Below are 21,360 nucleotides of genomic sequence, written 5' to 3' on the forward strand. Positions count from 1 at the left end.
TCGCTGCCGCTCGACTTGCATGTGTTAGGCCTGCCGCCAGCGTTCAATCTGAGCCATGATCAAACTCTTCAATTTAAGATTTTGTTCGGCTCAATGAATACTGACTTCAAAACTACAAAAGTAATTTTAAAGCTATTACCGTTCCAACAGAACGATAATGAATTGACTGTGCCAAGACTAAGTAAACTTAATCTCGATTGGTCACTCAGTTCATTGAAACCTAATTTGAAACCGAAGTTTCTAATTGGATTATCATCAACGAGTGCCCACACAGATTGATAGGTCTATATTGTTAAAGAGCTTGCTTTGCGAGAAGTTTTTCTCTCAAAGCGGAGGCGTATTCTAATGAACTAATTCTTGGTGTCAAACACTTTTTAAATTAATTTTTAGAAGCTTTTATTTCGCCTCGTTACCAGCTGCTTTTGCGTTTCCGCTTTTGCCCTGACAACGGAGGCGCATTATAGGGAGATGATTTTTGTTGGCAACCCTTTTTGAAGAAAAAATTCAAAAAAAAGCGCCGAGTGATGAAATCTCACTCAAACGCTTATTTTTAGCACTCATTTGTTAATTCCAGGTAGCAAATAGGCAATCAGAATGTATCCAACCAAGACTCTTCAAGGCTTGTAATATCAAGTGAAAGCGATTTGCTCACTTCGATCTCTTCTATGGTTTCTAATTCTTTGGTTACGCTACTCATGGTGAGCGTGTTGTTGTCTAACTCGAATACTTGTCTTTGCGTGGTGTAGTAGAACTTAAGAATGGTCAACGCTTTCAAATCATCCGTACTTGCTGCAGCTTTGATATTTTTTAGCTTACGGTAAATCTTGTTATGTATTTGCTTAAGCTTCCAAACGTACAGAACTTCTCGCATGTAAGGATGAGTTTTAAATTGGTTGAGTAAAGAAAGGGAAGTAGCCAGTGCCAAAAGTACACCAATCAGATTCCAATGAAAGTTACCTGTAGATTGTTCCGGTTGAATGTTGGTATTGCCAAAAAGACTAATGAGTAGCGTACTGAAGGCCAATGCTGAGACAGCAAGCAATACAACAAAACCACCAATAACTAGGTTTAGTTTCTTTCTATATACTTCTTTATTTATTTTTTTGATTTCCATATACCACTCCTAAAGGGTTATTCCTATTTTAGCGGCGAGAATCGGGACCACAATTGAAGCTTTGTAAATAAGTTCATAATTGCTATTAAATTCGCATCCACAACCTGCTTAGGTATATACTCCGCGCATTCACTCTTTATATAGAGGCTAAATTCATGCGCTCTTTTGTTTTACGAGCTCGTGCAGCACCGACCACCAGCAAAGCACTACTGGAAGGTGTAGGTCAGGAAGCACATACCGAAATCCTTGCTCACACCATGATGAACACCATGTTTGTCGCCCAGTCACATCGAGAAGACGTGGTTGTGTACCTGGTTCTTGAGAGCACCAAAGATTACTCTCGCACCATTACTATTCGTTCTAACGACATTACTAATATTGGTGGATTCCACGAGTCGACGTTGATAGCTGCAGTAGCGCGCGCTTTGGATGCATCAGTGGGTATGGGCAAAGAGCAACTTCGCGACGTTGAGCCGGGTATTACGGTTCGTACGGTTAGTTTCGAGCGTTTGGTTCAGGAACTGGCAGAAGACCATCAGCTGTATATGATGGATAAGAAAGGCGAATTCGTTCGCGATGCAGAAATTGGGGCAAACCCTTGTTTCTTGCTCACTGATCACATTCCAATGCCGAAGAAGTCATTCAACAGTTTGAAACGCCTTGGGACAGAAAAGATCAGCCTTGGTCCTAAAATGCTGTTTGCTTCTCAGTGCGTGGTATTGATCCACAATGAATTGGATATTCGCGAATTCTAGTTCTTCGCTAACTGAATAATGAAAGAGGACTCAACGAAGTCCTCTTTTTGATTCTGAATATCTAATGATACGCTTATTTGCCACCGATGCTTAAACGGGCAAAACGCACATCTGGTGCATAGAAAGTTCGGCTGTCATTGATCAGCTGAGTATCTCCAACCGCGTCCACTTCTTGCAGCATTTTGTAGAAGTTACCCGCAACAGTAATACCACGTACAGGCTGAACTCGTTGACCATCTCGGCATAAGAACCCGCTAGCACCAAACGAGAAATCACCGCTGACTGCATCTGCGCCAGAATGAACACCCTGAAGTTCTACTAGTTCAAGGTACTCGCCCGCTTTAACTTCCGCAACACTGCTCTTGCCCGTAGCAATCACTTTGTGGTTAGCAGCAACATCTAGGCTTGATTTCGCTCCGCGAGCAGCACTCGCGGTTGACGCGACACCGAAGTAGCTTGCGGTATGGCTGTTGTGTAATAACGTGTTGAGCTGACCATTTGCTATTAAAACATTATCCTGAGTTGCAAAGCCTTCACTATCAAAACCACAAATCGCCATACCATTTGCCATGTATGCGGTGTCAGTAAAGGTAATCAATTCACTTGCAACGCTTTGACCAATTTTATTACCCAATGGCGTAATACCTTTCACTGCGCTTACACCAGAGAAAGCACTGCCGAATGCACCAAACAAACTGCTTAGCGCATCGATATGGAAGATAGCTGGATAGTTGCCAGTCTTAACCGGACCGCCATCAAGCAAGTCACGGGCTAAGTTGTAACCCTCTTCAATACAGAAAGCCGAGTTCAACTCGTCGAAACGACGCCCTACCGACATCTTACCCGCCATCGACTGCTTACCGTCTTTTTCAAAAAGCGTGTAGGCGTAACAGTTGAAAGAGCGCTCGAAGTGCTGACACAAAGAACCCTGTGTATTCGCGATGATCAGCTGAGTTTCACCATCACTGTAGCCATTATAAGGAGAGCTTGAGGCGTGAGGTAGACGCACTACACCTTGCTCAAGTGCCAGCGACAGCTCGATTTTTTCATCAACAGAAGTGGTATCTTCTTGCGCTATCTCCGCCACATCGGTAGTGATCTGGCTATTTAAGCAGCTAATCACTTGATGCTCGTCTTGCTTAGAAAAGCGCGCACTCTGCAACGCATTAGTCAGCATCAAGTCCAGGCTTGGCTGTTCTAATGACTCAGAATAACTGGTCGCTACTCGTGCGTCTTTTACCACTCGAACACCTAGTACCTGGCTCGAGCTTACTTTGTATTCATCCAGCTTGCCTTGGTTCGCTTTCAAAGAGAAGCTGCTGTTGCGGTTAACAATCACATCCGCTTCTGCGCCTTGGCGTTTAGCTTCTGACAGGACGTAATCAACGGCATTAAGAAGTTGTTGTTCTTGGCTCATTAGTTACCTCCTCCTACCAGAATATTGTCGACTTTCAGCGAAGGCTGACCGACGGTTGTTGGTACAGCACCACTCACAGAACCACACATACCCGGAGCAAGTGCCATGTCCTTACCCACCATGCTGATTTCTTTCAGAACTTTAGGGCCGGTACTGATAAGCGTCGCCGCTTTGAGAGGTTTGGTGATTTTACCGTTTTCAATCAGATAAGCTTCACGTACTGCGAAATTGAACTCGCCCGTACCTGGTTGAACAGAGCCACCGCCCATTTTCTTGGCGTAAATACCACGCTCAACACCTGCCAGCATATCGTCCAGTGAATGCTCACCTTCTTCAATAAAGGTATTACGCATACGCGAAGTAGGAGCGAACTTGTAGTTTTGGCGACGACCAGAACCCGTAGGCTCATAACCTGTTTTCATACCACCCATTTTGTCGACCATAAAGCTGGTCAACTTACCGTCTTTGATTAGTTGAGTGCGCTGAGTAGGCAACCCTTCATCATCGACATGAATTGAGCCCCACTCATTGGTCATGGTGCCATCATCGACTGCGTTAACGGCCGTGTGAGCAATCATCTCACCCATCTTGTCATGGAATACTGATGCTTTTTTCGCAACCGATGTAGTTTCAAGCAAATGACCGCACGCTTCGTGGAAGATTACGCCGCCGAAACCATTACCGATAACCACTGGCATTTCACCTGATGGACAGGCATCCGCGCCAAGCTTAACCAAAGCTTGTTGAGCGATAGTCTGACCCAGCTCCTTGGCATCTAACTGCTCACTGAACTCCCAGCCAGCCAGTGCTCCAGGACCTTCCATTCCAGAAGATTGTTCATTGCCTTTTTGCGCAACCGTATTGCCCGCAACGCGAATATAATGACGCGTATCGTCAACGTGTAAGCCTTCCGAGTTGAAGATCGTTACCTGTTGCTCTCGCTGTAGCACGCTACCTATAAACTGACTGATGTATTCACTTTCAGCACGCGCCGCTTGGTCAACTTTCAGCAGGAACGCAATTTTAGAATCCAGATTGGCGTCTTTGCTGAGTGGCAAACGGCAACCGTGCTGAACTGGATCGCGATTCAAATTAAGAGAACCCGCTGATGCGATTTGCTCACGTTTGTCTTTCGCAGCTAGCAACGAGGTGACGCGTTTGAGTTCCGCTTCGTCCGTACTGTTGGTGTACCCATAAAGCACTTTATGACCAAAAAACAGACGGATACCGATACCAAAATCGATACCTGAATTGACCTTATCCACCTCGCCAGATGCGATCTGGACAGTGTTAGTTTGATGATGTTCAACGAATAGTTCAGCGAAATCAGCCCCTAAAAATAGAGCATGATCGATCACTGACTTCGCTGTTACAGAATTAAGCATGAAGTCTCCTTGCTCGATGATCGTATTAGCCTTCCTATATAACTTGCGAAAGCTCCGCAAAGTTAAATTGGCAACGCGTTAAATTTTAACAGTTTTTAACCTTGTTTTGTGCTAATCCTTGCTAAGCGAGACCACGATTATTTATTTAATATTCCAGTTTTTTCACATAAACCAGAGAGTTACACTGGTCATTTTCGTGCTACAAAACAAACTAACACCTACTCTATCACTCACAACACACACATGAACACTCAAAAAACGTATCCCTTGCGTAAGTGTCCTGCTATCATCCTAGCGAAATAGTCGGGGGGCCACGCAGTACGCGTCGGCTGAGATCGAAACTCGAGACCCGTTGAACCTGATTCAGTTAGCACTGACGTAGGGAACTATGAGCACTTTGCCTGCACCTAACTTCCTTTAGCGAGCAATAGCGGACCGGAAAATCGATCCGCCACAACGGTCAAAGTCAGTTCCTATACGTCTTGTAATAGGAGCGACCATGACGCAGCAATCACAGCCTAATTCTCACAAGACGCCATCTTCAACCACCCCAATCGTTTTAACGATCGCCGGTTCAGACAGTGGCGGCGGCGCTGGCATTCAGGCAGACATCAAAGCCATGTCTGCAACGGGCAGTTTTGCATGCTCTGTCATTACTGCAATTACCTCGCAAAATACTCAAGGCGTCTCAGCAATTTTTCCTATTCCGCTCGAGCATGTAGAAAGCCAACTCGATGCCGTCTTTACCGATCTTAATATCGTGGCGGTTAAAATCGGCATGCTGGCCGATTCCAACATCATCAAAGTGGTTGCTGACAAAATTAAACAATACCAACCGAAACATCTGGTCATTGACCCGGTAATGGTCGCCACCAGCGGTGATTTATTGCTGGAACACTCCGCGATAAGCACGTTAAAGGAAGAACTCATCCCTCTCGCTGACATCATCACGCCCAATCTTCCGGAAGGTGCAGCCTTAACGGGGAAACCTGTGCCAGAATCCGAAGCTGATATGAATGAGATGATTGACGACCTTCGTGCTCTTGGCGCTAAAGCGGTATTGTTGAAAGGCGGTCATCTCGAGAAAGATGAAAACAGTAACGACCTGCTGATCCTGCAGGATTCTTCAGAATTGATCAGTTCAAAACGTTTCCCAACCAAAAACACACACGGCACGGGCTGTACCCTTTCTTCTGCGATTGCCTCTTACCTTGGCCAAGGCAACAACCTGCACAAAGCCGTGCATTTAGGTAAACAGTATATCTCTCAAGCCATCGCCCATGCGGATGAGCTGCAAGTGGGTAAAGGTCACGGTCCGGTTCACCACTTCTTTGCAGGCCACACGTATGTACGCTAATGCGTTCGGTATTCAGTTTAGAGACGCCAGTCTGCAATACAACGATAGCCAGACACCAACGCTAGCAGGGGTGAACATGACCATTCCTGCCGGGCAGTGGACGGTATTATTGGGGAGAAGTGGCTGCGGTAAAACGACCATTTTGCGTTATCTGGCTGGATTGTTAGATGACCAAGTTGTCTGGCAAGGCGAGCTCACAACAACCGACGGATTAGCACTGCACGAACGGATAGCCTACATGGCGCAGCAGGATTTGTTGCTACCGTGGCTAAACGTGCTGGACAACGTCTGCCTGAGTTCCCGCTTTTCTCACGCTGACTCAAATTCAGTAGATGAAAAACAGCGTGCTATTCAATTGCTCGAACAAGTTGGATTAGCTGACTACGCCTGCGCTAAACCAGCCCAGCTTTCCGGAGGTATGCGCCAACGCGTGGCACTGGCTCGTACTCTGATGCAAGACAAACCTCTGGTCTTAATGGACGAGCCCTTCTCTGCCCTTGATGCCGTTACTCGTCATAAGCTGCAAACCTTATCCGCCACGCTGCTCAAAGGCAAAACGGTCGTGCTGATTACTCACGATCCGCAAGAAGCCGTTCGTCTTGCCAACCAATTGTATGTACTGCAAGGCACACCTGCACAAGCTAAACATCTGCTGGTGCCAGATACGATGCCTCCTCGCGTGCTTGATGGCGAATGTGCCGCCTTGCAACAAGCGATCTTGGATCAGCTGGAGAAAGATTATGAGTGATATGACTCAATACAACTCCGTCTCAGAACGTATCAGCAAAAAAGAACGAGTTACCCATCCGATTCTACGATTGGTGATCAGCACAGCGGTCATTTTAGGCCTGTGGCAACTGATTGTCGTGGCGTTCAATATGCCCAGCTTCATTTTGCCTGCGCCTGTTGATGTGCTGAATAGATTGATCTCCCGCTATGACGTGTTGCTCGCACACACCTGGGTCACCGCACAGGAAATCCTGCTTGGTCTTGGACTCGGCTTGTCGATAGGTTTGCTGTTTGCGCTGCAAATGTTGCTGTTCGAACCACTAAAACGCTGGCTGCTACCGATTCTGATTGCTAGCCAGGCGATTCCGGTATTTGCCATTGCACCCGTTCTGATGCTTTGGCTTGGCTATGGCATCGCATCAAAAGTCGTGATGGCAGCGATCATCATCTTTTTCCCTGTTACGACTTGTTGTTACGACGGTTTACGCAATACCCCAACCGGATACCTGGATTTGGCGAAAACGATGGGCGCTTCGAAATGGCAACTGCTGCGTCACATTCAGTTGCCCGCGGCACTGCCAACATTGGCTTCAGGCATTCGTGTCGCAGTCGTTATCGCCCCAATTGGAGCCGTCGTCGGCGAGTGGGTCGGTTCAAGTGAGGGCTTGGGTTATCTCATGCTACAAGCCAACGCACGTATGATCATCGACGAGATGTTTGCAGCGCTGTTTATCCTTGCCGTGCTGTCCATCGCCCTCTACTTCATCACTGACAAATTACTGAAAAAAGCCATCCCTTGGGAAAGCAAATAGATCAAACAAATAGAGATCACTAAAAGGAACAATACCCGTGAATAAAAACAAACTTATTAGCGCTGCAGCTCTGCTTGCTTCTATTGTATCAACTAACGTACTGGCGGCCGAAAAAGAGCTGACTTTGATGTTGGATTGGTTCGTGAACCCGAACCACGGCCCTATCGTTATTGCAAAAGAGCGTGGTTACTTTAAACAGCAAGGCTTAGAAGTGAACATTCAAGAGCCTGCTGATCCAAGCACGCCACCTAAACTGGTCGCCGCGGGCAAAGTGGATATGGCAATTTCATACCAGCCAAGTCTGACGATTGATGTTGCCGCAGGTCTACCACTAATCCGCTCAGCAACGCTCATCGCGACACCGCTTAATACCATGATGGTGCTGGACAACGGTAAAAACGACAGCCTCGCTGATCTAAAAGGCAAGAAGATCGGTATTGCTATCGCGGGTAATGAAGAAGCAACCATTGGCACAATGTTGGCACAAGAGAATGTGAAGTTTTCCGACGTACAAATCATCAACGTAGGCTGGGCGCTATCTTCCTCTCTGGCATCAGGCAAAGTGGATGCGATATGGGGTGGACTACGTAACTTCGAAACCAACCAGCTTGCGTTAGAGGGTTACCAAGCTAAAGCCTTCTTCCCGGAAGAACACGGCGTGCCAGCATATGACGAACTTGTGTTTGTAGCGAATGCAAAAACGTACGACAAAGAGGCCATCAAAGCCTTCAACAAAGCACTTGAGCAAGCAACCACTTACATCGTGAACCATCCAAAAGAATCTTGGAAAGAGTTTGTTGCTTACTCACCAGACACACTGAACAACGAACTTAACCAACGTGCCTGGAATGACACTTTGACCCGTTTCGCTCTTCGCCCATCTGCGGTTGATCTAAAACGCTACGACGATTACGCCGAGTTCATGTACTCACAAAAAATCATCGAAACGCTACCAAAAGCGAAAGATTACGTGCCTAGCTTTGACTGATCCTGAGGTAATCCCATTATGAAATATCAAGATTTGATCGACGCTTGCCGTCAAGACTGGCAGGAATACACCGAGCACCTATTCGTTCAGCAATTAGCGCAAGGCACGCTTGCTCAACCTTGTTTTCTACATTATTTGAAACAGGACTTTTTATTTCTCAAGCAATACGCGCGCGCTTACGCATTAGCGATTTATAAAGCACGTACTTTGTATGACATGCGCCGCGCACTACCGAGTGTTCACGCGTTGCTGGATTCAGAAATCGCCCATCACGTAACTTACTGTGGTCAATGGGGTTTAACTGAATCCGATCTGGAAAACGAACCGGAAGATTTCGGCACCGTTGCCTACACGCGTTATGTATTGGATGCAGGTATGACTGGTGATTTGGTTGACCTGTATGCCGCATTAGCACCTTGCTCTATCGGCTACGCTGTGATTGGCAAAATGCTGATGGACGATGAAAATACCGTCATCGAAGGTAACGCGTACGCAAGTTGGATCACCCTCTATGGCGGTGAAGAGTTCCAGTCTGGCGTCGCGAAAGGCGCAGAGCACTTTAATGAGCTACTGGCTGAAATCGACATCAACAGCCAACGAGGCCAGAACCTGATTCAGGTATTCAAAACGGCTACACGGATGGAAGTGGCTTTCTGGCAACAAGGCTTAAACGCGCAGCAAGGTTAATAGGAGAATCGACATGTTAATGGAACAAATTACTCAGGCATTGACCGCTGTACGTCAACACAAACCATTAGTCGTGAACATTACTAACTACGTTGTGATGAACAACACGGCGAATGCTCTGCTTGCTATCGGCGCATCTCCAATCATGGCGCACTCAAAACAAGAGATGGCAGAAATGATGTCATTTGCTGGCGCGCTGGTGATCAACATTGGCACACTTGATAGTGTTTGGGTACCTCGTATGATCTTTGCGGTAGAGCAAGCCAATGCCAATGGTAAAGTTGTCGTCCTCGATCCTGTAGGCTGCGGCGCAAGCACACTGCGAACAGAAACGTCTCGCCAGATAGCGCGCCTTGCAGACAAACTTATCATTCGTGGTAACGCGTCAGAAATCATTGCCCTAGCTGGCGAGCAGGCTCAGAGCAAAGGGGTCGATTCTCTGGACAGCAGCGATGCAGCATTAGGCGCGGCGCAGTTCCTCGTTGCAGAGTATGGCGCGAACGTCGTGATTTCTGGCGAGACGGATTACATCGTTACGAAATCGCAGACCATAACACTCAGTAATGGCCATGAGATGATGCCATACGTAACGGGAATAGGTTGTACGCTTTCCGCACTCACTGGTGCATTTGCCGCTGTAGGCGATGAAACAGGTTTGGCGGCAGCTGCCGTACTTGGCGTAGCGGGTGAAATCGCCGCTGAACAAGCTCGTGGTCCGGGCAGCTTACAACTAACCTTGCTTGATGAGTTGTATCAGCTTGATGAACAAACATTAGCGAATCGACTAAAACTTCAAGTTATCGAAGCGTAACTAAAAAACGATGCCTCCATCTCATACAATGGGCCGGAGGCATAAAGGAAACAAAATGAACGCCTATCGTTTGTATTTGGTCACCGATGACCAACAAGATCTCGCCACGCTCAAGCATGTGGTCAGCAAAGCAGTGGAAGGTGGCGTAACCATGGTGCAAGTCCGTGAGAAGCATGGAGACGTACGTGCTTTCATCGAACGGGCTCAAGCGGTAAAAGCGATCCTCAAAGACACCAATGTGCCACTAATCATCAACGATCGAGTCGATGTCGCGCTTGCTGTCGATGCTGACGGCGTGCATCTCGGGCAATCTGACATGCCAGCACATATAGCGCGCGAACTGATTGGTCCAAACAAAATCCTCGGTTTATCCATCGAGAATGAACAGCAATTGGCGGAAGTCGATGCTCTGCCTGTCGATTACATTGGCTTAAGCGCTATCTATGCAACACCGACCAAAACCAATACCCAGAAACACTGGGGTATAGATGGTTTAAAAATGGCACTCAATACTACATCTCTCCCGATCGTCGCTATTGGCGGGATCAACGAATCCACTATCCCAGCACTAAGTGCAACTGGTGTACACGGCTTGGCTCTGGTATCAGCTATCTGTCATGCCGACGATCCCAAAATTGCTTGTGAGTACTTACTTAGCTTGATGAGTTGAGCTGTTGACAACCACCACTTTACGACGCTTGGAGACAAGCGTCCGTTCTGTTTTCAAATGAGACTCATACATCTTTTAAACAAATGTCACTTTATATATTCGAATTGACAGCCAGTTGATAAGTTTTTCACACCTTTTGGCGTAAGATTGCCGCCTATTTTCACAGTTGTAAAAACAAAAGCTTTCAATGAAAACCAAAAAATACGGATTAATGATGCTCGCCTTGTTCGTTCTTAGCATCATTCCACTATCACTCTCTTCTTCATATCAGAACCTATCCTCTTCTGTAGCAGGAGGCTTAGGTATTACCTTCACTTTGCTGACGGACTCAGCGGGCAGCAAAGGCTTCCTTATCACACTGACCTTGTTAATCCTATCGCTCTATAGATTTAAACCCACTCCTACAGAATGGATGCAGAAGTTATCTATGCTTGGATTGCTGTTAGTGATTGGTTTTGCATGTAAAGCAGGCTTAAAGCTGATGACGGAAAGTCCGCGACCATACACCGAGTATCTTGCTGCCGAGCAACTTATAGAAACACCAGAGGCTTTCTATCAACTCACCACAGAACAACAAGCAAGTGTGATAAACCAAGTCTCAAACAAAGTCAGCAATTGGCGAACACGCCATTGGCAAGGAGAAAAAGACTACTCTTTTCCTTCAGGTCACACGATTTTCGTAGCGATATGTCTGGCTTTCTTTGGTGGCTTAATGTTGCAAAAACAGTGTTATGTTTCCGCTTTTGCGCTCTGGTTATGGGGAGTCAGTGTCGCGTACAGCCGTTTGTGGTTAGGCATGCATCGTCCTGAAGATTTGATAGGCTCAGTGGTATTTGTCGCCGTGATATTTACGCTTCTGCCCACATTTCAAGTCACTAAAAAGATGCCGTTTGTTGCATTAGCGCCGCGCTAATACGAACGAATTTTAGATAAAAAAGAAGCCAGCGTAATGCTGGCTTCTTGCTTTTAAATGCTACTTTTTCTAGCCATTTTTTGGTGGTTCAAACGCGGTGAGCTCTAACTCAGGACCGGTATATTTTTCGATACGAACCAGTGCCGAGTTTGCTGCGCAGCCATTGCCGAGTCTGGAGGTCGGAATATCCAGTGTCAGCACATTACAGCCACCGTTCTTACAAATCCCGGTATTTGGATCCAGATCTGGCCAACCACCCTCGTGAATACATACCGAACCTTGCTTGATGCGATCCGTCACTTCTGCACCGACTAACACCTGACCCCGGCCATTGAACGCTCGAACAAGATCGCCCGTTTTTATGCCGCGGGATTTCGCATCTTCAGGGTGAATCCAAATCGGTTCACGGTTTGCAATCGCGTACTCTTCGCGGATTTTCGCGTAGTTAAACTGGCTGTGAAGACGATGGGCTGCGTGTGCTGTCATGAGCTGCAACTCACCATCTTGCGCATTACCCGTATATTCTGTTGGTTCGAACCAAGCAGGGTGTGGCAAACAGTCATCTAACTGATAGCCTTCGATCGTCTTCGAGTAGATTTCAATTTTGCCACTAGGCGTACCAAGAGGGTTCAACACAGGATCTTCACGGAAGTCAGCATAACGGACAAACTGAGCGTTTTTCTCGTTCCATTTCATCTCGATCAGCTGGTTGTCTTCCCAGAATTTACTGAAGTTCGGCATTGCTACGCGAGAGCCACGACCACCTTGTTGCGCCACTTTGTAAAACCCGTACAGCCATTCCATTTCCGTTTTGCCGTCGGTGTAAACATCACGCCCCCCTGGAGCAATCATCTCGGCCATATCCGCAAATACATCGAAGTCGTTTCTCGCTTCACCTTGCGGCTCAACCACCTGCTTCATGGGTACTAAGTGCTGGTTACTGTAGTCACCCGTCATAGTCATATCGTTACGTTCGAACGACGTGGTAATAGGCAGAACGATATCGGCATGCTTCGCAGCCGCCGTCCAGTAAGGTTCTGAAATCACTATCAGTTCAGGTTTTTGCCACGCTCTAATAAGACGATTGGTATCTTGGTGATGAGTAAAGTTCGCGCCACCAGCCCACCAAATCATCTTGATGTCAGGGAATGTGAGTTCATGACCATTGTGTTGATACGTTTTGCCGGGGTTTTCCAGCGCTTCCACAATTCGCGCCACCGGGAAACTTTGTACCGCACCGGACACCGCCCAGTCGTTACCCGCAGAAGATCCACCCCCCAGCGATGCTGAAATGGCAGGAAGTACTCCCGCATCTCGGGCAGGGTTACCACCATTTGAATAGTGATAAGAGAGTCCGAAACCACCACCCGGAAGACCAATTTGCCCTAGCATTGATGCTAATGTTGCCAGCATCCAGTGACGTTGCTCACCATATTGTTGGCGCTGCATACCCCAACCTGACATTAGCATGGTGCGATTTTTACTGAAGATATCAGCCAGCAACTCTAACTGTTTCACAGGCACGCCACAGATATTGGACGCCCACTCAGCTGACTTCTCTACACCGTCTTCTTCGCCAAACAAGTACGCTTCAAATTTGTCGTAACCAGTGGTGTATTTTTCGAGGAATGCTTTGTCGTGCTTCCCTTGTTTAACCAAGGTATGAGCGATACCCATCATCATCGCTACGTCCGTCATTGGATGCGGCGCGATCCATTCGGCATTGTCACCAAAGAATTCGATGGTTTCAGAACGAATCGGGTCAATTGCAATCACCGTTTTTCCCGACTTTTTCAGCTGATGAAAAAACTCAAGGCCCGCGCAGTCAGTTGAACTCCAGGCAATTTTGAGAGTGTTGATTGGGTTCAATCCCCAAAGCACCACAACATCACTATGTTCAAGAACGACAGGGTAAGTGGTTTGTTGCTCATACACTTCAATAGAACCCATAACGTGCGGCATGATAATCTGTGCCGCGCCAGTGGAGTAATCACCCAGGTGGCCAGAGTAACCGCCCGCCATACTCATGTAACGTTGCAGCAAAGTTTGCGCTTTGTGTAACACGCCACTCGAACGCCAACCATAAGAACCGGCGAATACAGAAGCTGGCCCGTAGGTTTTACGGATGCGCATGTGTTGTTCATGAATCAGCTTGTAAGCTTTATCCCAGGAAATACGCTCAAACTCATCATTACCACGTACACCTTCAGGTGCAGACGGGTTCGCAAGATAGCCTTTTCGCGCCATTGGATATTTTACACGAGCCTTAGTATGCACTTGGTCCGGCCCGGTACTTTGCAGGCTGTTTGGTACTGTCTGAGGCAGCGCATTGGTTGTAGAAATCAGTTTGCCATCTTGCACTTCACACAGCATAGGGCCCATGCGGCCAGCCGTTAAGATGCCTTTACCGCGCGCATCCGAGGAGGCAACGGACAATGGTGAAAATGAAGTGAATGCCATCGCACCGGCCGCCATACCAGTGCCTTTTAGAAATCCGCGGCGGGTCAAATTAGTCATAATCTTTTCCTTCTACTTTTCGTTAGTGACCAACCACATCTTTCGCGTGGTGCTGGAAGAACTTAGTCAGAATTTCTAGGTTTTCGGCGGTAATATCCGTGCGATCACCCATACTCTTCGCGACTGGTCCCCATGCGTTCACCGTAAAGTGATTTGAAGGAATCTTCGCATGACAAGTTGCACAGTAAACATTGTCCAACTCTTCTGCGTATGACCATACTGGCTCTAGCGTATCTACGACTGGAGAATCAATCGTGCCAGTTAACGATACAGAGCGCCATTCGTTGCCGTACACATCGGCTGTAAATTCGCCGCCCTCAAGCGCTTGTTGTCCTTGCTCAGTTAGTGTCGCCACAATCGCACGTTGCCCCTCGCCCATGTAGAGCACTTGTTCAGCGCCTTTCATTTGGTATGCGTTCAGTTTAACTGTGCGAGCATCACCTTCCGTACTGACAACGTCCAATTTCGTTGTTGGATTAATAGTACCCAACTCACCCATATCGATGACCGTGACTGGGTAAACCACTTGCGCTCCCGGAGAGGTTTGAGTGGTAAAACTCATTAAGGTTTCAAACGCTTTGCTATCAAGTTCCACCTCTGGTGCGAAGTGAGCCACACCTTTGTGACAATCAATACAAGTTTGATTGTTTGCAATTCCGTATTCGTGCATCTTCGCTGCATCGCGAGATTGCTCGAACTCTTCCATTGCATCATAGTCGTGACATGAACGACAGGTTGCTGAGTCATTCTCGCGGAACTGCTCCCAAACCATTTCAGCTAATTCTTTACGATGTGCTTCGTATTTTTCAGGCGTATCTATTTTGCCTGTGATGAACTCGTGGTAAATATCCTTCGATGCACGAATTTTCGTAATCAAATAGTCGACAGGTTCATGAGGGATGTGACAGTCAGAACATTCTGCGCGAATGCCTTTTGCGTTACTGAAGTGAACGGACCCTTGATACTCTTTATAAGGCGTTTCCATGGTATGGCACGAAACACAAAACTCCGTAGATGAGGTGTAATGCATCACCGCTGCCGATCCCCCGAGGGTTAGCCAACCAACCCCTATTCCAACCGCTAATAATAAAATAATAGTTCTTTTTTTCATTGTAATAACTCGCAACACTTGCTCACAAATTGTAATTGTAGGTTGTAAATTAATACTTTGTGGGTAGGTGGCACATGATCCACGTCATACGCAACTGATTTAAATGCTCAAGAATGAAATATCGCCACATTGCTTCCAGAAATAGAGTTTCAGCATTAATAAATTGAATAATTTAACACCCGCAAAATAAATGACCTTTATAAATGCAACCATTTGAACAATGTATAAAAAAGGTGAGAAACTGTCTGTCGAGCCCCATACAGATAGGAAGCGCATGTCTATTCACTTATCCACTCCCAGAACAATAATGACACCTATCGGAGAAAACGACTGGGCATTATTTCATCGTCTTCATACTGAAAGGGATATCATCTCTCTCTGTTTCGATGCACCCAACGAGGAGCAGTTAAAAGAGAAATTTGCATCACGCTTGTCAGTCTGGACACCAGAAAGTGAACACTGGCTTTGCTTATTGATAAAAGATTCTGCAACTGAGCAACCTATCGGAATCACAGGTTTTGTTCTCCAAAACGGAACCGCTGAAGTAGGCTACTTACTTTTGTCAGAGTTTCATGGCAAGCAATTGGGCACCGAGACTCTCGAAGCTGTAATTAAATGGGCACGTACTCAACATCAGCTCAGCCAGTTTTCCGCCACAGTGACAGAGGGGAATATCGCCTCTGAACGAGTGTTGGAAAAGTGTGGATTTACCTTGGTAAAAGTTATCCCGGATGCTTATGAGATCGGTGGTAATCGTTACGCAGACAAGATCTACGCTCTGGAAATATAAGCAAGTTATTTGAGTGCAGATGAGTAATATTGGAGTTTCAAACATGATTTATCTTTTCGATTGGGGAGACACATTGATGGTGGACTTCCCTCATGCACAAGGCAAAATGTGTGAATGGGACACGGTGAAGACAATCCCACAGGCCAAAGAAACGTTGGCAATGCTCTCCAAAAACCATCAGATCTATATTGCCACTAGTGCATCAGACTCTGTTATGGAAGATGTACAGCGAGCTTTCCAGCGTGTCGATTTAGACCGATACATCAGTGGTTATTTCTGTTTTTCTAATATTGGCATTGAAAAAAATTGCGCTGAATTTTACCAAGCCGTTGCTAAAAAACTTGGTGTCAGCGAAAGAGAATTGACCATGGTTGGAGACTTGCCGAGCAAAGACATCTACCCCGCGATGGAAGCAGGGCTGAATACAATTTGGTTTAACGCGGCGGGTGAGCCAGCACCGGGGAAAGCCATCCCGAAGCAGATTCGCTGTTTGTCAGAGCTTGTAGCAGGCTAAGATGCTTCGCCATAGCAATAAAAAACTCCACGCGAAGTGGAGTTTTATCCTTAATGCCTTGGATAGAAACCGACTATTTCATCAACCATAACCGGGCAACGTTCTCGGCTAAATTCGCCACGTTTGTGTCAGCTTCTTTCATTGCGTCGGCCAGGCTCATTGCTCTTGGCACACAAGGAAATACAGCGTCAATCCCGCACTGATAAACGGCTTGGAAGTTATCGCCCACGCAGCCAGCTAACGCGATCACTGGTAAGTTAAATTGCTTCGCTACCTTAGCGACCCCCATCGGGGTTTTCCCATGAGCCGTTTGGTGGTCAATTCTTCCTTCACCAGTAAATACGATATCAGCATCGGCAACAAGCTCCGCTAGTTTGACCGTCTCCAATACAATTTCAATTCCTGGCTGTAAACGAGCAGGCGTGTATCCTAACAGTGCTGCTCCCATCCCACCTGCAGCACCGGCTCCTTCACGGGTTAGTACATGCTTACCTGTGACTTGCTCAGTCAACTCACCAAATTTAAGCAAAGCGTTATCTAGCGTAGCGACATCGGATGCTGTTGCCCCTTTTTGTGGACCAAAGATTGCCGAAGCACCTTTTTCTCCACAAAGAGGATTATCAACATCACACGCGACGAGTATCTCACATTGCGCTAAACGAGAGTCGAGACCTGAAATGTCGATGGAGGAAAGATTAACTAAACCACCGCCGTTTACGGCAATTGCATTCCCGGCCTCATCAAGAAAGTTAACTCCCAACGCAGCCAACATACCTGCACCACCGTCATTAGTCGCACTTCCTCCTAAGCCAATGATTAAACGTTGCATACCGCGTTCTAAGGCATGTTTAATCAACTGGCCAGTACCAAAACTGCTGGTCAGTTTAGGATCCCGTGCGTCAGTTGGTACAAGATGCAAACCACTGGCTTCAGCCATTTCAATTACCGCAGTTTCACCATCCCCAAGGATACCGTAAAACGCCTGAACCTCATTACCTAAAGGATCCATGACAGTAGTGAATACTTGCTCACCTTGTGTTGCATCAATCAGCGATTGAACCGTGCCTTCTCCTCCATCTGCTACCGGAACCGTAACAAACTCGGCATCATGCCAAACTCGAGCAAGGCCTGTCTTAATCGCGTCGCTTACTTGCTTGGCGGTTAAACTTTCTTTAAATGAATCAGGTGCAATTACCACTTTCATATCTATTTCCTGAGACTTATAAGAGAACGAGAGTCAAAATGTATACCAATGCCATCGCTGTGACACCCTGAATCAGAGTTGCCATGGTTTGCGCTCGATAAGCCAAACCTACTGACATTCGACTGAACTGGGAAACAACCCAGAAGAAACTATCGTTTGCATGTGAAACTGTCATCGCGCCAGCACCAATCGCCATTACTGTCAGCACTCGACCCATTTCTGAATCCAGTCCCAATTGTGCCAGCATTGGGGCAACCAGAGCAGATGTCGTTACCAGCGCAACCGTAGAAGAACCTTGCGCGGATTTCAGGGCAGCAGCAACGATAAATGGCATGAAGATACCGACACCTAATGCAGACAGAGTAGTACCAAGATAATCACCAAGTGGTGTCGCTTTTAGTACGGCACCAAACGCACCACCAGCACCGGTAATCAAAAGAATAGGTGCTGCGGCAGTGATACCTTGACTAATACGCTCGCCAAACTCTTCAATCTTCTTATCCGATTTTAATAGACGAACAGAAAGGAACAGGCCGATGACCAATGCCGTTAAAGGTTGACCGAGGAAAGTCAGTACATCAAACACTATGCCCTCGCCTAACGGCAGACTTGGGAATTTTGCAATAGAGCCAAAACAGATCAGTAAGATTGGAACAAAAATTGGAGCAAATGCCTGGCTTGCAGTTGGCAGTTTGCCGTAAGAGGCTTTCAGAGCTTTCCAATCATGTTGAATTTCCTCGGCAACATCGATGCCATCTGGCTCAACATGTTTGAAACGGTTTGCCCATAACATACCAGCCAACGCCGCGACAGCCGCGACAAAGACACCCACGCCAATAACCAAGCCAAGGTTAGATTCCAGACCAAGGTTACCTGCGGCAGCAATTGGGCCCGGAGTTGGCGGTACAAAAGTGTGCGTCGCGTATAGGCCTGTCGCTAACGCTACACTCATCGCCACACTTGACGTGTTAAGGCGCTTGGCAAGCGATTCTTTCAATGAGTTAAGGATAACAAAGCCAGAGTCACAGAATACCGGAATAGAAACGATATAGCCGATGATACTCATGGTTAAGGTTGGGAAACGCTCACCCAGAACTTTAATGACCGTATCTGCCATGGTGATCGCAGCGCCGCTTTTCTCCAGAATAATACCAATGATGGTACCCAGAACGATAACCAAGCCGATGTAGCCGAGAATACCACCAAATCCAGAAGCGATGGTTTTAGCGATGCTGTCAGCAGGTAAGCCATAAGCAAACGCGGCAAGAAACGCTGCGATGATTAAGGCTAAAAATGGATGTAACTTAAATTTGGTGGTGGTGAGCACGATAAACGCAATCACCCCGAGCAGGATTAATATAAGGGTCATGATAACTCCATTTATTTTTATTGTATCGAGCGAAACCAGGTAGACTCGCTTCAATATGTAGGGACATTAGAATTATCAATCGTTTGCTAGTAAATTCCTTTAGGCGGAGTGACAAATGATCTCATTAAAAAACAGCTCTTATTGTGCAAGTGCACAATACTAGGTCATTTTTGAGAGGCGAGTCGCAATATAAAGTTCAGCTAACCCTACAAAGTTTGTGGTTGATAAGCCAGTAATCTCTGTGATTTTCTCCAAACGATATCTGAGGGTATTTCTATGAATAAACAGAGTATTAGAGCACTCCTTGACATTACCATTACACTCAAATAACGCATCAAGTGTTTTTAGCAACTGTCCAGATTTATCTTTTTCCCTCAACAGTTTCACCCTATCAATAATTTGTTCACCTTGCCAAATATCAGCCAACGGCGCTAAAAGTACTGGCAAGCGTAACTCATCAAATAAGTATTTCCGCTTTTCTGGGGCGAATTTTTTACCTACCGCCATGACCTGTTTTGCACTTTGATACGATAACGGTACGTCTTTAGGCTCTGCAAACAATTGTCCAAGCGCAATATGAAAGGTATGAAAATCGTAATCGCTTAATCGAGACATCAACTTGTCAATCCGTTCGCTTTCTATTTTGCTGTCCCATTGCTTTGCACAGTGGCAAGGTTTGAGTACCACGATTTCATTTACCGAGACGATCGCGACAAGGTTGTTTCTTTCCGGATACTCTAGCAACTCGACAATATTGCGGACACTTTTCATGCTTTTCGAAGCGGAAGGCGTAGAGATTTCGATCACCGTAGCGACCCTAGGCTGAGTAATATCAATAGATAGACGCATCGCCCAATCTTTGATCTCTTCTTCGGTTAAGTCGCCTTTGATCCAGGAAAGGATAAACTCTTCCCGATGACGTCTGTCCCACTGAAATTTTTCGACCAATGCGGCTTGTTCAATGGTAAGTTCAGCGGTCATTTTCACCAACTTGGCAAAATCACGAATTTTATCTGGCTCGCCAGTAACACCAACGGTACCCACCACCTCACCGTGCAACTTGAGCAACATATTGATACCAGGCTTCACACCTTGCAGAGTCAAACATTGTTGTTCATTGACCTCGAGAGAATCACCGTGACTGAGCGCCAGTACAGCGCCATCGTGAACCTGACCAATTCGTTTAGGGTCACCACTACCAATAATGATGCCCGCTGAATTCATCACATTCACATTGTGACCGATAATTGACATGGTTCTGTTGACGATCTGCTGCGCAAGCACATGGTCCAGAATCACCATAACTCTTCCTTCCTAAAGACAAATGAACAAGCCAATAAATCACAAAACACGCTATATCTCCAACGCGCTAGTGTGAATTACACGAGGTAGCGCAGATCATCGCCCCATTAGTCACACAAAAAGCATGGCTTTAGGCGTCGCAATCGTCTCTGGGGATATATACTTATACTAAAGTAACTTCGATATGCTTGTTTCAGTATATTGAAGTCGCTTAGGTACAACGGAGGATTAATCATGGAACTACGTAACAAAACGGGTGACATTGCCAAAATTGCCGACAACCTCACCCTGAAAGAAATTACTGAAATGGGCTATACCGTTGACTTATGTGATGAAGCATATGATCCGAGCGAACATTGGAAAGTGAAAGCGGAAAATCAAAACAAGGGAGAGTACCCTGAAGAGTAAATCAACGGTATGATCGAGTAATTCTGAACTCATTCAGCAAAACCGAGCGCTCCAACGCTCGGTTTAGTTATTTTTGCACTTCGCGGATAAATATATCCATTTCTTCGAGATAGTTGCCATTTGAACAGCCCCAATCGGTCACTTCCATTAGTTCCGTGATTAACTGACCAGTTTCATCCATTTGAACTAACTGAATAAATGCATTGAATCGGTCAAAATCGTCCTGATTGAACACACGATAAGTGAGATACTCTTGTAATAAATCATTGTAGACTTGCCAACGCTGATCATCTGGTACATGACTGCTAAGTATCACTGAACACTTTTGTTGAATACTTTCGACCGTATCAGTTTTTGGCGATGTCTCGGTGGAACACCCTACCAGCACCATGCTTAGCATAAGTAGCGTTGTTTTTGTCTTTGCTATCATTTTTATTTCGTCTATCACTGCTGAAAAAGAATGCATAAACTATAAACCCAAATGACTTCTCTGTATGGATTTCAAGC

20 protein-coding genes, 1 rRNA gene, 1 pseudogene and 1 riboswitch are annotated in these 21,360 nt (G+C 46.4%); of the genes and pseudogenes, 12 read left to right on the forward strand and 10 right to left on the reverse strand.

The window, feature by feature from the left end:
- Positions 1 to 75 (reverse strand): 16S ribosomal RNA (locus ACWYU8_RS07820); the annotation flags it as partial.
- Positions 76 to 589: 514 nt separating this feature from the next.
- A complete protein-coding gene (locus ACWYU8_RS07825) occupies positions 590 to 1,114 on the reverse strand; it encodes a DUF3087 domain-containing protein (protein WP_457518640.1) in 525 nt (174 codons plus the stop codon).
- 155 nt (positions 1,115 to 1,269) lie between these two features.
- Between ACWYU8_RS07825 and trmY the strand changes: the two genes are divergently transcribed.
- Positions 1,270 to 1,869, forward strand: a complete 600-nt coding sequence (gene trmY / locus ACWYU8_RS07830) for a tRNA (pseudouridine(54)-N(1))-methyltransferase TrmY (RefSeq protein ID WP_457518642.1) — start codon at positions 1,270 to 1,272, stop codon at positions 1,867 to 1,869.
- 73 nt (positions 1,870 to 1,942) lie between these two features.
- On the opposite strand, the gene ACWYU8_RS07835 is transcribed toward trmY, so the two are convergent.
- Positions 1,943 to 3,286, reverse strand: a complete 1,344-nt coding sequence (locus tag ACWYU8_RS07835) for a TldD/PmbA family protein (protein WP_457518644.1) — start codon at positions 3,284 to 3,286, stop codon at positions 1,943 to 1,945.
- Positions 3,286 to 4,671, reverse strand: coding sequence for a TldD/PmbA family protein (locus ACWYU8_RS07840; RefSeq protein ID WP_457518646.1), 1,386 nt, complete (start codon positions 4,669 to 4,671; stop codon positions 3,286 to 3,288). Before ACWYU8_RS07840 ends, ACWYU8_RS07835 begins: the two co-directional genes overlap by 1 nt.
- Before the next feature lie 294 nt (positions 4,672 to 4,965).
- Positions 4,966 to 5,073: riboswitch (TPP riboswitch) on the forward strand.
- A 97-nt stretch (positions 5,074 to 5,170) separates the two neighbouring features.
- Here ACWYU8_RS07840 and thiD point away from each other — a divergent pair.
- The 8 genes and pseudogenes from thiD (at position 5,171) to ACWYU8_RS07880 (ending at position 11,638) form a co-directional block, all read left to right on the forward strand.
- On the forward strand, positions 5,171 to 6,028 hold the full coding sequence (thiD, locus tag ACWYU8_RS07845; protein WP_457518648.1) for a bifunctional hydroxymethylpyrimidine kinase/phosphomethylpyrimidine kinase: 858 nt from the start codon (positions 5,171 to 5,173) through the stop codon (positions 6,026 to 6,028).
- A complete protein-coding gene (locus tag ACWYU8_RS07850) occupies positions 6,018 to 6,776 on the forward strand; it encodes an ABC transporter ATP-binding protein (protein WP_457518650.1) in 759 nt (252 codons plus the stop codon). Before thiD ends, ACWYU8_RS07850 begins: the two co-directional genes overlap by 11 nt.
- Positions 6,777 to 6,834: 58 nt before the next feature.
- A pseudogene (locus tag ACWYU8_RS07855) lies at positions 6,835 to 7,569 on the forward strand (ABC transporter permease); the annotation flags it as partial.
- 37 nt (positions 7,570 to 7,606) lie between these two features.
- Positions 7,607 to 8,557: an ABC transporter substrate-binding protein gene (locus ACWYU8_RS07860; RefSeq protein ID WP_457518651.1), complete on the forward strand. Its 951-nt coding sequence runs from the start codon at positions 7,607 to 7,609 to the stop codon at positions 8,555 to 8,557.
- Positions 8,558 to 8,575: 18 nt separating this feature from the next.
- Positions 8,576 to 9,244 carry a thiaminase II gene (gene tenA, locus ACWYU8_RS07865; RefSeq protein ID WP_457518652.1) on the forward strand — a complete coding sequence of 223 codons (669 nt, stop codon included), beginning with the start codon at positions 8,576 to 8,578 and terminating at the stop codon, positions 9,242 to 9,244.
- Between the two features lie 13 nt (positions 9,245 to 9,257).
- A complete protein-coding gene (gene thiM / locus ACWYU8_RS07870; RefSeq protein WP_457518654.1) occupies positions 9,258 to 10,055 on the forward strand; it encodes a hydroxyethylthiazole kinase in 798 nt (265 codons plus the stop codon).
- Between the two features lie 55 nt (positions 10,056 to 10,110).
- Positions 10,111 to 10,725, forward strand: coding sequence for a thiamine phosphate synthase (gene thiE / locus ACWYU8_RS07875; RefSeq protein WP_457518656.1), 615 nt, complete (start codon positions 10,111 to 10,113; stop codon positions 10,723 to 10,725).
- A gap of 187 nt (positions 10,726 to 10,912) precedes the next feature.
- Complete coding sequence (locus ACWYU8_RS07880; RefSeq protein WP_457518658.1) at positions 10,913 to 11,638, forward strand: phosphatase PAP2 family protein; 726 nt, start codon at positions 10,913 to 10,915, stop codon at positions 11,636 to 11,638.
- A 69-nt stretch (positions 11,639 to 11,707) separates the two neighbouring features.
- On the opposite strand, the gene ACWYU8_RS07885 is transcribed toward ACWYU8_RS07880, so the two are convergent.
- Positions 11,708 to 14,155, reverse strand: coding sequence for a molybdopterin guanine dinucleotide-containing S/N-oxide reductase (locus tag ACWYU8_RS07885; RefSeq protein ID WP_457518660.1), 2,448 nt, complete (start codon positions 14,153 to 14,155; stop codon positions 11,708 to 11,710).
- A gap of 22 nt (positions 14,156 to 14,177) precedes the next feature.
- A complete protein-coding gene (locus tag ACWYU8_RS07890) occupies positions 14,178 to 15,272 on the reverse strand; it encodes a NapC/NirT family cytochrome c (RefSeq protein ID WP_457519562.1) in 1,095 nt (364 codons plus the stop codon).
- A gap of 268 nt (positions 15,273 to 15,540) precedes the next feature.
- Here ACWYU8_RS07890 and ACWYU8_RS07895 point away from each other — a divergent pair, with 268 nt between their 5' ends.
- Together ACWYU8_RS07895 and ACWYU8_RS07900 are read left to right on the forward strand one after the other, a co-directional pair.
- The gene (locus ACWYU8_RS07895) at positions 15,541 to 16,056 is read left to right on the forward strand and encodes a GNAT family N-acetyltransferase (protein WP_457518662.1); all 516 of its coding nucleotides are present in this window, start codon (positions 15,541 to 15,543) and stop codon (positions 16,054 to 16,056) included.
- 43 nt (positions 16,057 to 16,099) lie between these two features.
- A complete protein-coding gene (locus ACWYU8_RS07900; RefSeq protein WP_457518663.1) occupies positions 16,100 to 16,570 on the forward strand; it encodes an HAD family hydrolase in 471 nt (156 codons plus the stop codon).
- Positions 16,571 to 16,643: 73 nt separating this feature from the next.
- On the opposite strand, the gene ACWYU8_RS07905 is transcribed toward ACWYU8_RS07900, so the two are convergent.
- The 3 genes from ACWYU8_RS07905 to ACWYU8_RS07915 form a co-directional block, all read right to left on the reverse strand.
- Positions 16,644 to 17,774 (reverse strand): glycerate kinase, encoded by a 1,131-nt coding sequence (locus ACWYU8_RS07905; RefSeq protein ID WP_457518665.1) that lies wholly within the window; start codon positions 17,772 to 17,774, stop codon positions 16,644 to 16,646.
- 16 nt (positions 17,775 to 17,790) lie between these two features.
- Entirely contained in the window at positions 17,791 to 19,143 is a 1,353-nt protein-coding gene (locus tag ACWYU8_RS07910; protein WP_457518667.1) for a GntP family permease, read from the reverse strand.
- 159 nt (positions 19,144 to 19,302) lie between these two features.
- The gene (locus ACWYU8_RS07915) at positions 19,303 to 20,445 is read right to left on the reverse strand and encodes a sugar diacid recognition domain-containing protein (RefSeq protein ID WP_457518669.1); all 1,143 of its coding nucleotides are present in this window, start codon (positions 20,443 to 20,445) and stop codon (positions 19,303 to 19,305) included.
- Between the two features lie 234 nt (positions 20,446 to 20,679).
- On the opposite strand from ACWYU8_RS07915, the gene ACWYU8_RS07920 reads away from it, so the two are divergent.
- Positions 20,680 to 20,853, forward strand: coding sequence for a hypothetical protein (locus ACWYU8_RS07920; protein WP_457518671.1), 174 nt, complete (start codon positions 20,680 to 20,682; stop codon positions 20,851 to 20,853).
- A gap of 67 nt (positions 20,854 to 20,920) precedes the next feature.
- Here ACWYU8_RS07920 and ACWYU8_RS07925 read toward each other — a convergent pair whose 3' ends face one another.
- A complete protein-coding gene (locus ACWYU8_RS07925) occupies positions 20,921 to 21,283 on the reverse strand; it encodes a hypothetical protein (protein WP_457518672.1) in 363 nt (120 codons plus the stop codon).
- Positions 21,284 to 21,360: the final 77 nt, after the last annotated feature.

This window comes from Vibrio limimangrovi (genome assembly GCF_054064025.1).